This is a genomic window from Vibrio parahaemolyticus (assembly GCF_900460535.1).
GTDB lineage: Bacteria > Pseudomonadota > Gammaproteobacteria > Enterobacterales > Vibrionaceae > Vibrio > Vibrio parahaemolyticus.
In genome coordinates, this window is sequence record NZ_UHIL01000002.1 from 277563 (window position 1) to 294322 (window position 16760).

Annotated in this window: 14 protein-coding genes; 7 read left to right on the forward strand and 7 right to left on the reverse strand. The window is 40.2% G+C overall.

Annotated features, from left to right (window positions below):
- Nucleotides 1-52 precede the first annotated feature (52 nt).
- The 4 genes from ureC to DYB02_RS18180 are packed head-to-tail and all read right to left on the reverse strand — an operon-like array spanning nucleotide 53 to nucleotide 3249.
- Nucleotides 53-1756: an urease subunit alpha gene (gene ureC, locus DYB02_RS18165; RefSeq protein ID WP_005499467.1), complete on the reverse strand. Its 1704-nt coding sequence runs from the start codon at nucleotides 1754-1756 to the stop codon at nucleotides 53-55.
- Complete coding sequence (locus tag DYB02_RS18170) at nucleotides 1753-2076, reverse strand: urease subunit beta (protein WP_005499468.1); 324 nt, start codon at nucleotides 2074-2076, stop codon at nucleotides 1753-1755. The genes ureC and DYB02_RS18170 overlap by 4 nt, the downstream gene beginning before the upstream one ends.
- A gap of 10 nt (nucleotides 2077-2086) precedes the next feature.
- The gene (ureA, locus tag DYB02_RS18175; protein ID WP_005499469.1) at nucleotides 2087-2389 is read right to left on the reverse strand and encodes an urease subunit gamma; all 303 of its coding nucleotides are present in this window, start codon (nucleotides 2387-2389) and stop codon (nucleotides 2087-2089) included.
- Between the two features lie 17 nt (nucleotides 2390-2406).
- Entirely contained in the window at nucleotides 2407-3249 is an 843-nt protein-coding gene (locus DYB02_RS18180) for an urease accessory protein UreD (RefSeq protein ID WP_025537106.1), read from the reverse strand.
- 405 nt (nucleotides 3250-3654) lie between these two features.
- Between DYB02_RS18180 and DYB02_RS18185 the strand changes: the two genes are divergently transcribed.
- From DYB02_RS18185 to trh2, 7 genes are all read left to right on the forward strand, one after another.
- Nucleotides 3655-5193 (forward strand): ABC transporter substrate-binding protein, encoded by a 1539-nt coding sequence (locus tag DYB02_RS18185; RefSeq protein WP_029804802.1) that lies wholly within the window; start codon nucleotides 3655-3657, stop codon nucleotides 5191-5193.
- Nucleotides 5184-6152 (forward strand): ABC transporter permease, encoded by a 969-nt coding sequence (locus DYB02_RS18190; RefSeq protein WP_225868828.1) that lies wholly within the window; start codon nucleotides 5184-5186, stop codon nucleotides 6150-6152. Before DYB02_RS18185 ends, DYB02_RS18190 begins: the two co-directional genes overlap by 10 nt.
- 16 nt (nucleotides 6153-6168) lie before the next feature.
- On the forward strand, nucleotides 6169-6969 hold the full coding sequence (locus tag DYB02_RS18195; RefSeq protein WP_029804800.1) for an ABC transporter permease: 801 nt from the start codon (nucleotides 6169-6171) through the stop codon (nucleotides 6967-6969).
- Nucleotides 6957-7649 carry an ATP-binding cassette domain-containing protein gene (locus DYB02_RS18200; protein WP_029804799.1) on the forward strand — a complete coding sequence of 231 codons (693 nt, stop codon included), beginning with the start codon at nucleotides 6957-6959 and terminating at the stop codon, nucleotides 7647-7649. The genes DYB02_RS18195 and DYB02_RS18200 overlap by 13 nt, the downstream gene beginning before the upstream one ends.
- The gene (locus tag DYB02_RS18205; RefSeq protein ID WP_021821910.1) at nucleotides 7646-8272 is read left to right on the forward strand and encodes an ATP-binding cassette domain-containing protein; all 627 of its coding nucleotides are present in this window, start codon (nucleotides 7646-7648) and stop codon (nucleotides 8270-8272) included. The genes DYB02_RS18200 and DYB02_RS18205 overlap by 4 nt, the downstream gene beginning before the upstream one ends.
- 146 nt (nucleotides 8273-8418) lie before the next feature.
- Complete coding sequence (locus DYB02_RS18210; RefSeq protein WP_021821911.1) at nucleotides 8419-9267, forward strand: helix-turn-helix transcriptional regulator; 849 nt, start codon at nucleotides 8419-8421, stop codon at nucleotides 9265-9267.
- 426 nt (nucleotides 9268-9693) lie between these two features.
- Complete coding sequence (trh2, locus tag DYB02_RS18215; protein WP_021821912.1) at nucleotides 9694-10263, forward strand: TDH-related hemolysin TRH2; 570 nt, start codon at nucleotides 9694-9696, stop codon at nucleotides 10261-10263.
- Nucleotides 10264-10643: 380 nt separating this feature from the next.
- Here the strand turns inward: trh2 and DYB02_RS18220 are convergent, their stop codons facing one another.
- The 3 genes from DYB02_RS18220 to DYB02_RS18230 all read right to left on the reverse strand — a co-directional run bounded on the left by DYB02_RS18220 (nucleotide 10644) and on the right by DYB02_RS18230 (nucleotide 16661).
- The gene (locus tag DYB02_RS18220; RefSeq protein ID WP_225868827.1) at nucleotides 10644-11405 is read right to left on the reverse strand and encodes an OspB protein; all 762 of its coding nucleotides are present in this window, start codon (nucleotides 11403-11405) and stop codon (nucleotides 10644-10646) included.
- 362 nt (nucleotides 11406-11767) lie between these two features.
- The gene (locus DYB02_RS18225; protein ID WP_005484475.1) at nucleotides 11768-12172 is read right to left on the reverse strand and encodes an H-NS family histone-like protein; all 405 of its coding nucleotides are present in this window, start codon (nucleotides 12170-12172) and stop codon (nucleotides 11768-11770) included.
- 109 nt (nucleotides 12173-12281) lie between these two features.
- Nucleotides 12282-16661, reverse strand: a complete 4380-nt coding sequence (locus DYB02_RS18230; RefSeq protein WP_029804798.1) for an SslE/AcfD family lipoprotein zinc metalloprotease — start codon at nucleotides 16659-16661, stop codon at nucleotides 12282-12284.
- Nucleotides 16662-16760: the final 99 nt, after the last annotated feature.

The following is a 16760-nucleotide window of genomic DNA, read 5'->3' on the forward strand; positions in this document are numbered from 1 at the left end:
CTCTCTCCCACACCTCCCTGAACACATAAACAGGGAAGTGCTAATGGTTAACCTAGAATAAAAAATAGCGCTGCGTCATTGGTAGCTCTGTTGCAGGCTCGCACACAAGAGGAATACCATCAGCTTTAACTAGATAGGTCTGCGAGTCTAGCTCAATCGTCGGGGTGTAACTGTTGTGTACCATGTCTTGCTTAGAAAGGTTTCGACAACCTTTTACCTGACCAATCATACTTTGTAGCTTCAGTTTTTCAGGCACCCCTGCTTCGATACTCGCTTGCGACATAAAAATCATTGATGTGCTGTACATCGCCTTTCCATAGCTTGCATACATTGGGCGATAGTGTACAGGCTGTGGCGTTGGGATCGCTGCGTTCACGTCTCCCATCGGGGCATAAGCTACCAATCCACCTTTAACAACAAGCGCAGGTTTAATACCAAAAAAGGCAGGGTCCCAGATAACGATATCTGCCAGTTTACCAACCTCGATAGAACCAACTTCATGCGAGATGCCATGTGCTATAGCTGGATTAATAGTGTACTTCGCGACATAACGTTTGAGACGTTGGTTGTCGTTGAATGCGCTATCCCCTTCTAAAGAACCGCGCTGCAACTTCATTTTGTTTGCACATTGCCATGTTCGAGTAATTACCTCTCCAACTCGTCCCATTGCTTGCGAGTCCGATGACATAACAGAGATAGCCCCCAAATCATGAAGAATATCTTCGGCAGCAATTGTTTCTCGACGAATTCGTGATTCAGCAAATGCCACATCCTCCGGAATGGAAGGATCTAAGTGATGGCAGACCATCAACATATCCAAGTGCTCATCCACTGTATTTATGGTGTAAGGCATAGTTGGGTTTGTTGATGCTGGAATGATGTTAGGTTCACCTACTGACTTGATCACATCAGGCGCATGACCGCCACCAGCCCCTTCAGTGTGAAAGACGTGAATGACTCGATCACCAATAGCACGAACAGTTTCTTCATAGAAACCACCTTCATTAAGGGTATCGGAGTGAATGGCCACTTGAACATCCATCTCATCCGCAACGTTCAAACAGTTGTTAATCGCTGCAGGAGTTGCCCCCCAGTCTTCATGGATTTTTAAGCCCATCGCGCCCGCTTCAATCTGCTCACGGATCGCTTCTGGTTGACTCACACAACCTTTTCCGAATAGCCCGACGTTGATAGGAAGCTCATCGACTGCTTCCAACATTCTGTGCATATTCCAGATGCCAGGGGTGACTGTTGTAGCATTAGTACCAGCTACAGGGCCAGTGCCACCACCGATAAAAGTAGTGACACCCGATGACAAGCCTTCTTCTGCTTGTTGTGGGCAGATAAAGTGAATGTGCGTATCAATACCACCAGCGGTGATAATTTTACCTTCACCAGCAATGACCTCTGTTGCTGGGCCAATGACAATATCTACTTTTGGCTGAATATCCGGATTTCCTGCTTTACCAATGCCCGCTATTCTGCCGTTTTTGATGCCAATGTCAGCTTTCACGATCCCCCAATGATCGAGTATCAACGCATTAGTGATCAGAACATCGACACAGCCATCATTCGTCACTTGGCTTTGTCCCATACCATCACGAATGACTTTACCGCCGCCAAACTTGACCTCTTCGCCGTAGATCGTGAAATCCTGTTCGACTTGCAAAAACAGCTCCGTGTCAGCTAAACGCACGCAATCGCCAGTAGTAGGCCCAAACATATCGGCATAGGCCTGACGCGAAATTTTACTCATGATCTATCCTGTAATTTTCCCATTATTGCGCCCTGAAATCCGTAGACTTCTTGCTTACCAGCAAACGTAACCAGTTCGACGGTTCGGCGTTGGCCTGGCTCAAATCGAACCGCCATTCCGGCGGGAATATTAAGGCGGAATCCCAACGCTTCATCGCGGTCAAAATCTAAGAATTTATTTACTTCAAAAAAATGGTAATGCGACCCAACTTGTATAGGGCGATCACCCAAATTAGAAACACGTAAGGTTTTGGTTCGACGTCCTTCATTCAGAACAATGTCACCTAATTCGTGGTTTACTCTAATCTCACCCGGAATCATTAATTTACTCCTACACAATTGGGTCATGGATCGATACGAGTTTAGTCCCATCAGGAAATGTACACTCGACTTGTATGTCAGTGATCATTTCAGGTACACCTTCCATGACATCTTCAGCGGTTAAGATTGTCCGCCCATAACTCATAAGCTCAGCGACCGTTCGACCATCACGGGCACCTTCCATAATCTCACAACTGATCAAAGCTATCGCTTCAGGGTAGTTCAGCTTTAAACCTCGTGCACGGCGTCGCTCCGCGACCAAACCTGCTGTAAAAAGGAGTAACTTATCTTTCTCTCTTGGTGTTAGTTCCACTGTGATACCTACAATCTTTACGTCGCCCAAATTCTTGGTATGTCAGGTACATAACCTAACCAGAGCTTGCGACATGTTTTCCAAATCAGGACTAAGCAGCCCATAATTTCCTCTGTCTGATGACCGAGTGCTCGAACAGTCAATAAACCATCAACATCTGTTAAACCGATTTCCAACGACTCTTTTGTTTGCATCAAGTAGTCTTGAATCGAGCGATGAACTAACTCTTTCAAAGCTTCACTTGCGGGATATATATACATAGCTCCAAGCATCGGAAACTCGCGCATTCCGGCCGCTTTAAACTTCGTACTATCTACACAGAGCGAATCTGCTAGTATAAGTTTGTCATCAACAAAGATTTTGGTTTGTCCGATGACATTACCGGATTCAAATGTCTCATTGAGCATTGGACGGCCAAAACACTGCATATCCCACCCAATAAAACGCGATGACACCTTTAATGAAATGTTTGTTTCAAGTATTGCGGCAGCAGAGGGAAAAAAGATATTTTCGAGAGGTAGCCATTCTAAAAAAGCATCCTCTTCTACGCGTAAATTCTGTGCTTGGCGCGCAACCTCACCTATGCTGCGATAAAACTTGGTTGCTCCAGGCGTAGTAATCAAGGAATGTGCACCTTCTTCAACCACAACATTGATGCTAAGTAAGTCCCCTGCAACAACACCACCTGGAGGGTGCAATAAATAGGTATGAGAGCTCCCGTGTTCGGGATAAAACGGTCGTTGCACCATTAATGGCCCAACTTGCTTCCTTTCAATAAGGCGAGTGATGCCTCTCTTCAATTGGTAACGCAGATAGATCTCTGCCACCCAACCCGATGACGAGCTGGACATATCAAACATACGAACCTCTGCCGATCCGACATAAAAATAAAGGAAGATCCCAACACTTCATATTAGAAAAAGAAAATGGGATTAAAAGAGAGAGTGGCTGCTTTCACACATTAGTACGGTGAAACATTGACGCTTTTACTCGCATTAATTCAATTGAATAAGTGCATTTTTTATCAGATGAAATAAAACGGTATTCGACTTGTCATCGCGCCGACAAGCCACTCTCTGGTCGAGATAATACATCCAGATTGTTGGGATTGGCACTTTGAAAAAATGACATAAAATATAGAAATAAGCCCATACAAACACTCACAAAACAAAATGAGCGAATATCTATATTCACAGATGTTGCAGCTTTGCCAATTGAACAATACTTTATCGCTCCAATTCATCTATGGAGTGTAAAATCAACAAATGAAAAAGCTACCCGTGCTTTTAATAGCTGCGCTACTCTGCGCTTTTTCTACATCTTCTTATGCGTCACAACCAAACACTTTATTTGTTGCTCTCGGGGACGAACCTGTAAAAGGATTTGACTCGGTCCTTGGTTGGGGAAAGTATGGGAACCCTCTAATTCAATCTACTTTATTGAAATATAATAAAAATTTTGAATTACAAGGCGATCTCGCTATTTCTTGGCAGCTATCTGAAGACAAGCTTTCTTGGTCTATCAAAATCCGCTCAGATATTCTTTTTAGCGACCTTTCTTCCTTAACAGCAGAGGACGTCGCATTCACATTTCTTCAAGCGAAGCGCACATTGAGTGCTCATGATCTGTCAAACCTAAAAGACGTCGTGGTGCTTTCTCCTACGCATTTACGCTTCGATCTAAAGCAGCCAGATATTACATTTATCGACCACTTTGTTTCTATAGGTATCGTGCCAAAACACGCCTACTCTAAAAACTATGCTCAATATCCAATAGGTTCTGGGCCTTACCAATTTGTTCAATGGAAAAAAGGCCAGTCTGTCACTTTACGTGTTAATCCAAACTACTATGCTGAGAAACCAGCTTTTAACGAGCTAGTGATTGTTTTTGGAAGCGAGTCCTCACGCTTTGCGTTGTTCAAAACAGGTCAACTTCACCTAACAACGTTACCTCAAAAATTCGTGAGCTCATTACCGAAAGAGAGCAAACTCTGGTCCATCAATAGTGTTGATAACCGCGGTATTGTCTGGCCAATGCTCTCAACAAAAGAGGGAAATAAAGAAAGTGCGATTAGTAGCGATATTGCTATTCGTCAAGCCGTAGATCTGGCAATCGATCGCTCTGTTATTATTCAACAACTATTAAATGGATACGCACATCCAGCATACTCTGTTGCCGATGGCTTACCCTGGGGTCCAATGACTCCCTCAGAGCACCATTACGATGTAAAGCGAGCTCAGCAAACGTTAACCTCTGCTGGATGGATTGATAGTAACAACGACGGAATAAGAGAGCGTAACAGCATCAATGCAGAAATGACGCTCTACTACAAGGCCGGTGACAGTGTAAGAGAAGAATTAGCAATTACTATCAGTCAAATGCTAAAACCTATTGGCATCAAGTTAGACATTGTCGGTGCTGACTGGGACACTATTGCAAAACATATGCACAACAATCCTGTATTAATGGGATTTGGCAGTCATTCAGCCAATGAAATTCGGTCTTTATTTCACTCTGATTATGCGGGCGTGGATTTTTACAACTCTGGTTTATACCAAAACGAAGAGGTAGATCATTTAATCGATCAAGCTATTCATGCTTCTTCTTGGCAAGAGTCTCTGCCGCTTTGGCAAGAGTCTCAAAAGCTCATCGAAAAGGACTTACCTTGGACTTGGTTGGTCAACCTAGACCACCTATATGCTACCAATAAATGTTTGGACCTCGGCTCACCATTAACGGAACCTCACGCCCATGGTTGGCCACTAGTGAGCAACATCGCCGAATGGCGCTGGGTATGTCAATGAACCGCCACGGCTTATTGATGTTGCTGAGAACATTTCTGCTCCTCGTGGTAACGGTGATGGGCATCGTACTACTAGTATCTCACTCCCCGACCGATCCGGTTAACGAGTTCTTAGGCGGCAATGTATTTTCAGTTTCCAGTGAGCAAAGGGATAACATCGCGCATATTCTAGGTACGAATATGTCCGAGCTAGATAGGCTCACCGATTGGCTTGTACAAATAACTCATGGGGAATGGGGATATTCAAACTATTACCAACAACCTGTTAGCGATGTGCTTAAAGAAAGAAGCGGTAATTCGCTTAACTTGTTGGTTTTCAGCTGGAGTCTGACCTTATGTTTTGGTTACGGTCTGGGGCTAGTAGCTGGACTTAAAAATAAAAGCGCACTAGGGAAATGTCTTTACTACTGCTCATGGATCTTATCTTGCTTACCCAGCTTTTGGGTCGGCATTATTCTCATTGCCATATTTGCACTTAAGTTGCACTGGTTCCCTGTAGGAGGAGCGACCTCATTGTCCATCGTTAACTCGACGTGGCAGGATAATTTACAACACATGATCTTACCTATCGTTTGTTTAGTTTTAGTTGGAATAGGCCCACTAATACTACACACCAAAGAAAAAGTAGTTTCATTACTTGATAGTGATTATGTCAAGTACGCGCAAATGCACCAAATACCAAAGAAGCGTTTGATCTGTCAATATTTAATTAAAGGAAGCCTTGTCCCTACAGTTACCTTACATTTTGCAGCTTTTGCCGAGTTGCTCGGTAACGCCGTGCTCATTGAAAGTGTTTTTAACTATCCCGGACTAGGTAATGCGTTTGTTTACTCTGGGCTAACGAAAGATAGTCATTTATTACTAGCATTAAGCTTGTGTACCACACTGATGATCGCCACCGGAAATGCATTCGCCAATATCATTCAGCGAATCAGCCAGCCTAGTAGCTTTCGTCCTTAAAATGAAAACACCTTTTATGAAAACAAAATCATACTGGTCAACATTTGCATTCATTGGACTACTGATTTTTGCTTACTTCTGGCCCAACTCAGGTCAAGAAATGAATTTGCTGGCTCGACTTTCCCCACCTAACTATTTGCACTGGTTTGGTACAGATTGGTTGGGCAGAGACATGTTCAGTAGAACTCTTAAAGCATTAATGCACAGCCTATCAATGACTGGAATCGCGATTTTTTTTAGTGCGATCATCGCTTTAATTTTAGCAATCATTGCAAACTTAAACCGTGGATGGAACATGCTCATCGATTTCATAGTGGATTGCGCACTGTCGCTGCCAAGCTTACTGCTACTGATGATTTTGACCGTAAGTTTTGGTAGCGGTTCACAAGGCGTCATGTTTGCTATCGCTTTAAGTCACTGGCCAAAGCTGACTCGTTTATGCAAGAGCGAAATTCAATCTCTTATGTGCTCTGACTATATCAGCCATGCTTTAAACTTCGGACACAAGAAAATTCATGTCATTTTACAGCATGCATTCCCACACTTGCTGCCACAATGGATGACCGGAATGCTGTTACTTTTACCACATGGCTTGCTTCATTCTGCCGCTTTATCTTTTCTTGGATTTGGCTCAGATCCGACACGTGCGTCAATGGGGAAAATATTTGATGAAGCTAATTCTTACCTACTAACTGGACAGTGGTGGTTAGCTGTCTTACCCGGTTTGATGCTCGTCTTTACTATTATTTTATTGTCTCACTGCACGCGCGTGTGGGTACGCAACAATCATTTGAGAGCCCCGTCATGCTGTCTATGAATAATGTATCAATTTATCAACGTTACACAAAAGAACACGTGTTAAGCTCACTGACCTTCTCCGTAAAACCAAATGAAATCGTTGCTCTCGTCGGAGAAAGTGGTGGTGGTAAAAGCTTGCTTGCCCAATTACTCATGAAAGCACTGCCAGATGACTTTAATTTCAGTGGTCAAATTGTCAACTCGTATTCCACTGCATTAATCGCGCAGCACGCGACGGCGTTAAATCCAGATTTAAAAATAAGACAACAGCTTGAGCTGTTTCGTTGCTCTCACATGCAATTATTGCCTCTCTTAAAAACGGTGGGGTTGAGTGAAGAGATAGTCAATGCCTACCCTTATCAACTCTCAGGTGGCATAGCGAAGCGCGTATTAGCATGCTTAGCTATAATGCAAAACTCTTCATTAATTATTGCAGATGAACCGACCTGCGGGTTAGACCCAGAGAGCTCGCAGCGCCTTATGGCACTGTTTCGCTCACTCAGTAAGTTGGACAAAAGCTTTTTACTTATCAGCCATGATTTGCCATTGATGATGTCGATTGCAGATAGGGTCATCGTACTTGCTAATGGCGAAATCATTGAAGAAGTCTCGCCAAATCAAATCAAAAATGGTCATTGTGATTATTACACTAGTGCGCTCTGGCAAGCACAACCACAATTTTGGAGTCAAAAATTTTGATTAAGCTAGATACAGGCGTTTTTAAATATCAAAAGGCTTCCATTCACCTGCCATATTTGGAGCTTAAATGCGGAGAAGTTGTAGGGTTAACCGGACCAAGTGGCAGCGGCAAGTCTACAATCGCGAAATTAATAGCAGGGCATTTCCCACCACACCAATTAGAAAAGCAAACGGTTAAGCTGACAACACCAACGGTTCAGCGTTATCAGGCGAACCCGGTTCAGTGGATTGGGCAACATTGTAAGTTTGCGTTTAATCCACGCTGGCCTTTGAGTAAATCTTTAAAAGAAGCCTATAAATCGAGGTGTTACACCAAGCAACTTGAAAATTACAAAATTAAACCTCATTTACTCCAACGTTTTCCGCATGAATTGTCGGGGGGCGAGTTGCAACGTTTCTATATAGTTCGAGCGTTAGCGCCGAGCACTCAATTCCTAATCTGCGATGAAGCAACAGCACAATTGGACGCAACAACTCAGCGGTTAATTTGGCAACAGTTGCTACAAGAAGTAAAGAGCCGCCAGCTAGGTATTTTGGTGATCTCTCACCAAATCGAATTACTCCAAGCTCTTTGCCAAAAAATAGTGATCATGCCTGAATCAAATGCGAACAATGGCATTTAGGCATCGACTAACTTTTATAGATGTAACGTATCATTGCGCTATTGTAGGAAATAAAGCATTAACTCATTATATACTTGCTTAGTTTTTAGTCGCATGGATGTTTTACTTTTTACTACCAGACAAGTTTTCAATAAAGATAAACAACTATGGAATACAAAAACATTCAATCATCCAAGTCATTTACACTCAAAGAGTTCTATGTTGAAAAGCACTACATTGTTAGCATTTCATTCGCAAAAGGGGATATTTGCATCAATGAACAACAGATTGATATAGACAATCCGTGCGTAGTCATCGTTCCGAAATACAGTCGCGTATCCTGCACTCTAACACCCAAATCTCCTCTACAATCAATGGAGGCTCACTTTCTAATCTTTACAGATGAAATGTTAAAGAGTGCTTTTGCTCGCCTAGTGAATAAACACCATCAATTTAATCGCCAACCGATGTATCAGCTGCCAACGCCTTTGTGCGTTGAACGTAACTTTCAGATAATGAAAGAGACTTACAACGCTGTCAGTGAGCATGCCCTACATATGCAACTTATGGAACAAGGGTTATTCTTTATCTTATTGACTTTGAATGAGTCTGGAGTGGATGTGCACAATGTTTTTCACTTCAACTATGAAGAACCGAAAAAAGAGACTATCGCAAGATTGATAACCCAGGATCCACAAAGAAAATGGCATATTGATGATATCGCAAAACTATTATTTACCACACCATCCACCCTTCGCCGACATCTGCGCAAAGAGGGGATGGTGTTTAGTCAATTGTTACTGGATGTCAGAATGGGGTTAGCGCTAAACTTTCTTACATTTACCAACTATACCGTTTCTCAGATCAGTTATCGGACAGGCTTCGGTAGCTCTGCATACTTTTGCGACGCTTTCAAACGCAAATATTCCGTGACACCGCTGCAATTTCGAGTGCAATCTAGAGAAAATAATGACTTAAAAACACTAAAAAACTTAGCTATGACAAATAAGTATTGACAATATATTCGACTATTTCTGCTTTGATAGCAATTATTTGAACTTAATCTTCGAATCTCAAACAAAAGATAGCCCATGAGCATAAGTTATAATTCGGCTTTTGACGAGTCGTTATTCAGGTGCTTTAACAGTGCTCGAAACTCGACAATTGAAACATGTCCACCAAAAACTAACTTCGTTGATAACTAATCATTAAAAGGACAAATAAATTGACGGCATGTCATTCTCTACGCTCTGTTGAATACTTATAACTGTTGGGAATAATAAAATAAATATTTTTATTTGCCCCACTTAATCATGGTAGCTCCATTAGAAAAACCTCACACCTTTTCACTATTAACCTTAACATTTCACTTCTACATTTTATGTTTATTTGCTTTCCTTTATCTCGAGCGATTTTGCTCAAGATCATATAAAGGATTAATTATGAAAATAAAACTCTACTTTGCTTTCAGTTTGATATTGGTTTCAATGTTTTCAGTATCTAAATCATTCGCGATTGATCTGCCATCAATACCTTTTCCTTCTCCAGGGTCGGCTGAACTGTTATTTGTTGTTAGAAATACAACAATCAAAACTGAATCCCCGGTTAAGGCAATTGTGGAGGACTATTGGACAAACCGAAACATAAAAAGAAAACCATACAAAGATGTATACGGTCAATCGGTTTTCACAACAGCAGGTTCAAAGTGGTTAAGCGCCTATATGACAGTAAACATCAATGGTCATAACTATACGATGGCAGCTCTTTCTGGTTATAAAGATGGTATTTCTACGGTCTTCACAAAATCAGAGAAAACAAGCCTAAAGCAAGACTATTCCTCGGTAAAATATTTTGTTGATGACAACGAAGAATCAATACCAAGTGTAACTTATTTAGATGAAACATCAGAATACTTTGTTACTGTCGAGGCATATGAGAGCGGCAATGGACATATGTTTGTTATGTGCATTTCCAACAAATTATCATTTGGTGAATGTAAATCACAAATTTAAATGCTATAAATCACCATCTAGTTGGTGGTGATTTATATTTACATCCCAATCTATTGATTGGTGTTTATAAAAAACAAACCAAAACCTTATTAATATAATGCGTAGATTTAAATTACTTCTAAAAAAGCATTTGTTTTCATATGATTTTTTTGTTTTTATTGTTTATATCATATCAATATCTCTAATATTTTTATCTTTAGAAAATGAGACCACTATAAGAATAGTAGAAAAAATGATGTGTATATTTTAAACAACCACTCATTCCTTACTATCATTCCTGTGAAATATATTATACGTTCGTTTACATAAAAATTTTTAAAGGTTCTGACAGAACTCAGTCAAAGACCATGTTCTGTCAGAACAAATACTAATCGTTGATATCAGTCCACTTCTGAATACAGTGTTTCTCTGACATCCTTCCTTTTTACAATATCAGATGCGGGTATAGTAGAACTTCTTATATGCTCTAATGGGATATTTTTACCATCATAAAAAACTCCATTTCCATGATATCCTGAAACCGAAATATCAGAATAGCCTCGAGACCAGATTTCATTAGAAATCAAATCTATCAACGACTTTTCTTTCCCAAAAATAGCCCTATGTAACATACCTTTATCACAATTTGCTTCTTGAATGTCCTTATCAGACATACTTACTGGTGCTCTTTTGTCTGCCGATTGACAACTAACAAACCTAATATCTTTAATGGTTGACAATATTCCATTTTTTTCAAGAAGGTTTACAATATCTTCGACATTAAAGTATTGCTCTCCACTTTTGATCACACCAACACCTGCACTGCCATGCCCTAATACGTATACTTTAGTATATTCAGTAAGGTCTAATTCATTTATTACTACATTTTTCTGTATTTTAGCCGCGTCAGATACTAAAGCCTCGACTATTAGATCACTAGAAACTTTTGGCCCCATTAAATGATTATTGTCTATATTTATTCTCTTAATGTCTTTTATAGATTCTTCAAAACATTTTTTAGCATTGTTGTTTAGGAAAGCAGCTGTGTAAGGTTCTTTCCTTTTTAAAACTCTAGGCAATTGCTGCCCTAAAATATTCAAACGATCCTTTCCAAATCCTGATGAGCCCAGCACAAGCATTAGTGACTTCGTTTTTTTTGGCATACTTTCCAAATTAGTTATTCGTTTAACTAGTAAACTTTCACTACAATTACCTAATAGAGTGTTAGTTATGTTATGTTGTTTTAAACATCCGGTTAAAGAGATAGGCATTTTAAACCTCAACATTAATATATGAATTATTAAACATATCTATAGATTTCCTATTATAGAATTATCAGTTTTAGTAATTTATTAATAGTGAATAATAATTATTTAAATTGAATTTACTCAAAAAAACAGATGCCTAACAACAGCTAAAATATAACCTTAAAATCAGATAGCGACTTTTAACCACCAGGTAAATGGTGAGTTAATCAAAAAATCCACCCATAAATTAAATGTGGGTGGATTGTTGTTTACTTACTTCAAAGAGCAAAATCTAAAAGTTTTTTTCCTTCATCAAGAGCTTTTTGAATAACTAAAGGAGTTCTACCTTGACCAGTCCAAGTTTTCTCAACTCCGTTAGTATCAATATATTTGTATTTTGCAGGTCTTGGCTTACGCTTACCTTTCTTTTTAGGGGTAGTTGAAGAGAGTGCGGACAAAAGTTCATAAACATCCAAACCTTGCTCCTTAATTTGCCTAGCGATATCTGCTAGTTTTTCTTCTTTCTTAATTTGCTCAGCTCTAATAGCTTCTTCTTCTAAACGACGCTCCTCGACAACCGTTTTGAACTTAGAGTAAGCCTCCTCAAGTTCTGCGTTCGTAAGCTCGCGTAAAAGTGCACGTAAGCTACGAATATTAAGTAACGTTTTTTCCAATTCGCTCATGGCATCCTCAGGTGGGTGATAAAATATCAACTTTCTTTCATTCCAATAAAAGCAATGGCCCTAATCAGGGCCATTGCTTAATGAACAATTTTTACAACTAGTCTCCAGCCTAATGTACCGTGGTATAGCGCTCAGGAGAAGTAGCTGGCTGTGGTAACTTTAAGTTTGCCACAAAAGACAGTCCTTCTTGAGTAATACCTCCGCTGTAGCTCGGAGAACCATCAGGTAAAATAGCTTTACTTTCACCCGGATTCCACTTTTCAAAGTATGGTGAAAGGTCATACCCACTTACATATGATGCACAAACCATCAACAGATCTCCATCTCTTAATCCGGTAGCGGCGGAAGAACAATAGTTATTACTGATATCATCTCCAGCTCGGGCTAAGCGATGCATCAACTTGAACATATTCCAACCTTGATCCTGATCAAAAATAGAATGATTCACATCTAAAATAGAGTGACTCTGCCATTTTGATAGATCAAAGTTTTCTTCTGCCCAACGTTTAAGTTGGCCAAACATCGCCAACTTCATATTGTTATTGGCTTCACTCCAAGCATGACCATTGTATCGTTCTAACCATAGGACTGATTTCTGAATATCAGACTCAATCCGTTCCATATATGGCTTATCTTCTCTTTTCTCTTGCATATAAAGTGCAAGAATATTGTTAACAACTTCTGTACTACCCACAACATTAAATGGAGCACTTGCTAAATTATGCCCCACTTCATGCCATAGCAGCCAATCATCCAACGGCTTCGTTGGAACTACAGTCGCCTTTTTATCGTAGGTACTACTTTGCACTGGATATCCTGAATGCGCTGCGCCAATAGATATCTGCACATCATTCACGAAACGGTGTCTAAAACCAGGTAACGCATCACTAGTAAACCGTTGGTGTAAACTGTGAGAAGCTTTACTATCTCTTCCATAGAAATCACTAGCGCTTTCTGCAAAAAAGTTCAGCTCCTCAACAAATTTATCAACGTCTAAAGCTGTCGTATTTTCAACTGGAGTTGTGTAAATAAAATGACCAGTATCAATCTCAGCTAAAGGCACCCCATCACTGCTTTTATTAACCCACTTTCCGTTGTTCCAATAGTCCGCTTTTAAAACTCCCGAGAACGTATAAGTGACTCCTTTTTCTTCTTCCACATGATATGGTTGTATATAAATCAACCCTCCGTATGGCACTTTAAACGCTAAATGATTGCCATCATATTCAAACGACTTCTGAACACGTGGTGGCCTGCGCAGACTGAGTTCGTGGCTTTCACGACCTGTCAAATCATCAACTAACGCGACATGAATAGTAGCTTTTACACCGCCTGATACAACAACCTCCTCTAATTGAGGCGCCCACAAACCTGTAGACTGCATATTTCCTGCCGTTCCAACCACTGGACGATTTCCAATGAATACATCTACACTTGCAGTTGTAGCAGCCCCCGACGCCTTACCTGGATAACTGTTCGTATCGACAGTAATATCCAAATCCCAGTATGAACGACCGAGCATAATTCGAGTTAGTGGTTTTTCCATCCAGTTAAGAGGGTAAGATGGATTTAGCTCTGAACGCTCATTTAGTAGCCCCCATTTAACTAGATCTGACTTGGTGCTTTCACTGCAACTCATACCACCACTGTGCTTATCATCAGTATAGCAGTTAAGCATTTCGACTAAACGCTTGAAACCTAGTTCGTCCTGAACTTCGGCGTTATACTCATATTGAGTATCGTTCCACAACCAAATAGACAAGTTGTCATATGTTGCAGTCAGATCTGCTTGGGATAAGCGAACACCTTCTTTACCTTTACTACGATAGTAAACTTCATGAGAAAATAGCTTATCAATATTTGCACCCAAGTTCGCAGCTTTGACCATCCCCTCCACTACTTCAGGACTCATCGGGTAACGAGTAAAGTTAGGGCGATGATGATTACCAAAGCTCGGAATACCATGTCCAGAGCGAACCTCGATACAGTTTACCTCATACTGATAGTCATCCTTACACACCGGTACGCCAGGAAAGTTCTCTTTTAACTCCTGAATGGCCGAATGTTTCGCAATTTCATCCTTTACAATGTGAAAAGCAGCACGTTCAACGACTTTGTCATTAACCTTTACTTTGTATGTTGGAATTTCTAACTTAGGCATATCCACGGATGAAGGCCAAGTAATAGAACCATCATCATTGATAGTAAGCTTACTGGTATCAGAGAATCGCTCTAAAACTACAACATCATGCTCAGCAACTGCATGCAAATTTGGTGGGTTAGGCTTATCCGTGTTGTGACACCAGAAACCATCACCGCAATAACTTTGCAAAGTTTTGGCTACGTTTGCTCCACCAATTGAGACTCCGGCTGCATCAGCCAAACGCGCAACTGGTTCAGGGTTACTTTGCTCCAACGCATCAAAAAAGATAATGTTACCACCCTCATTAACATACTTAATAAGGTCACTTATATCTTCTACCGTTAACTTCGGACGAGAAACATCAGAGACCACCGATTTCGTTTCATATCCGCCAGTTTTAATTTCAAAAGACTGCAATAAAAGTAAAGGTGTCGTTTGTGGTGATAGAGCACCAAAACTACCACTAGAAATCGTAGTTAACTCATCGAAACCAAAGGACTTATCAACGAAAAAGTTGTAAATATTTCCTTCGGCACTGCCATTCATTCTGAAAGCGTGTCCTTTTTGAATGTTAGTAGCAATGTTGAGTTTTCTGTCATTCGGAACCATCCACGAAATCATGTTCTCAAAAAATCGCTTCATGCTTCCACCATCAAAACGGGTATCACGCTTGCGGTTTGAGTTCGAAGCGGCCATTTCGTAAGTGCATATTTTCTTTGTCTCATCGATCTTTAACTGCTTATCAGCCCAATAATTATCAGGACAAGATAAAATAGACGTATACATAGCATTACCCATGAACACGACTTTACCACTACCGATCGAACCAGCACTGACTGTAGGTAATTGATACACAGTATTGTCTTTAGAAATACGCTCTGGACGTTGCATTACTACAGACGATTTATCATCAATCGTAGTTGCATCAACAATATAAGGCTTTTTATCGGAGCCAGAACCTCGTGTCCAAGCCGCTTCTTCACCGAACTCTAACCAATAGTTATTATCAGCTCTAGGCATTAGAACAGGGAAAGCTTCATTCGTTAGGTTAAAATTTCGCATAGCGCGAGCCCAGCCCGAACCACCCCAGCCATAATTATCATGGAAAATATGAAATTGAGATACGCCGTCATAAATAGTGCTCAAAGATTCTGTCACATATCCAGAGTTATCCTTAAGCTCTTTAACGGCATCAATATCATAGTTAAACCAACTACTATCCTTTTTTAACTGCGTATCAATCTCTTGAGTTAACCCACGAGAAAACTGTTCTTCAAATTCATTTGGTGTCGTATATTCTGTATCGCCTAGCCTCGCTCCATTAGGAAGTTCTAAATTTATCAACTCATTAATAACGTTGGGATACTTCGAAAATGTGTCTACTACATCCTTATTAACAATGATGTTTGAATTTAGAATCTCGCCATAACGTAGAATAAGCGATTCTATGTTTTGCTGAACAACAGTATTGGTGCTCAGGTCAGACAATGAATAACGAACTTTATTACCTTTCGTCTGACCTAATTCGAATGTATCAATACCAAATATGATGTTCTCGCCCCAAAGATATTCAAACTGCCCTTCACTATCGGTAACACCTTGAGAAGATTGACTAAAATAAGACAATCCAACAATAGGACGACCACTAGTGTCTGTAATTACACTTTTTGTAAGTGGTTTATTCTCTATGCTAGGAACATACTCATAAGCACTTTCTGCAGAAGCTGAAACAAAAGATGCAGTCAGGTTATTACTCGTGCCAGGTGAAACCTCAGGCGTTATGTTTGTATTTACATGAGATGTTGGCCCCTCAACATTGTCGGCAACGGTTGGATTGAGAAATTCATTTACAGCATCATCATCAGTTGACCCGTACAACTGAGCAACATCATAACTGTTAATTTCATCTAAACAAATCGTGTCTTTTTCTGTCGGACAAACATTAATTTTACTTAAAACTTTAAGAGAGTTGCTTTTAGCTCCTTGCTCCAATACATCAAACAAATCAAAATTAACCTGATTGTCTATGTTTTGATATGAAATGCTGCGGTCAATGTATTTATTGGTATCAAATGAACCAAGTTCAACTGCACCATAATAACAATTAACAACGGTATCACTATCGAAGAATTCAAAAGTGGCTTCGTTATTAAGTTCATTTCCGTTACAAATCACATCGCCTTTTATGCGCTGATTTGAAATAAACAAACTACCTTTTCTAGTTTGATCACTAGGGACTTCTGGAACTTCTGGAACTTCACTTCCAGGCATATCAAATTTTGAATCATCAGAGTGGCATCCAGAAATAGCCAAAAAAATGGCAACTGAAATTAATTTTCTTTTCAAAACCAACCTCATGTTATAAAAGAAAAGAGATGAAAAAATGAAACTAAACACACATAAACTCAAGAGAAATGTGATGAAAAAACCTGAAAAACAAAGCAT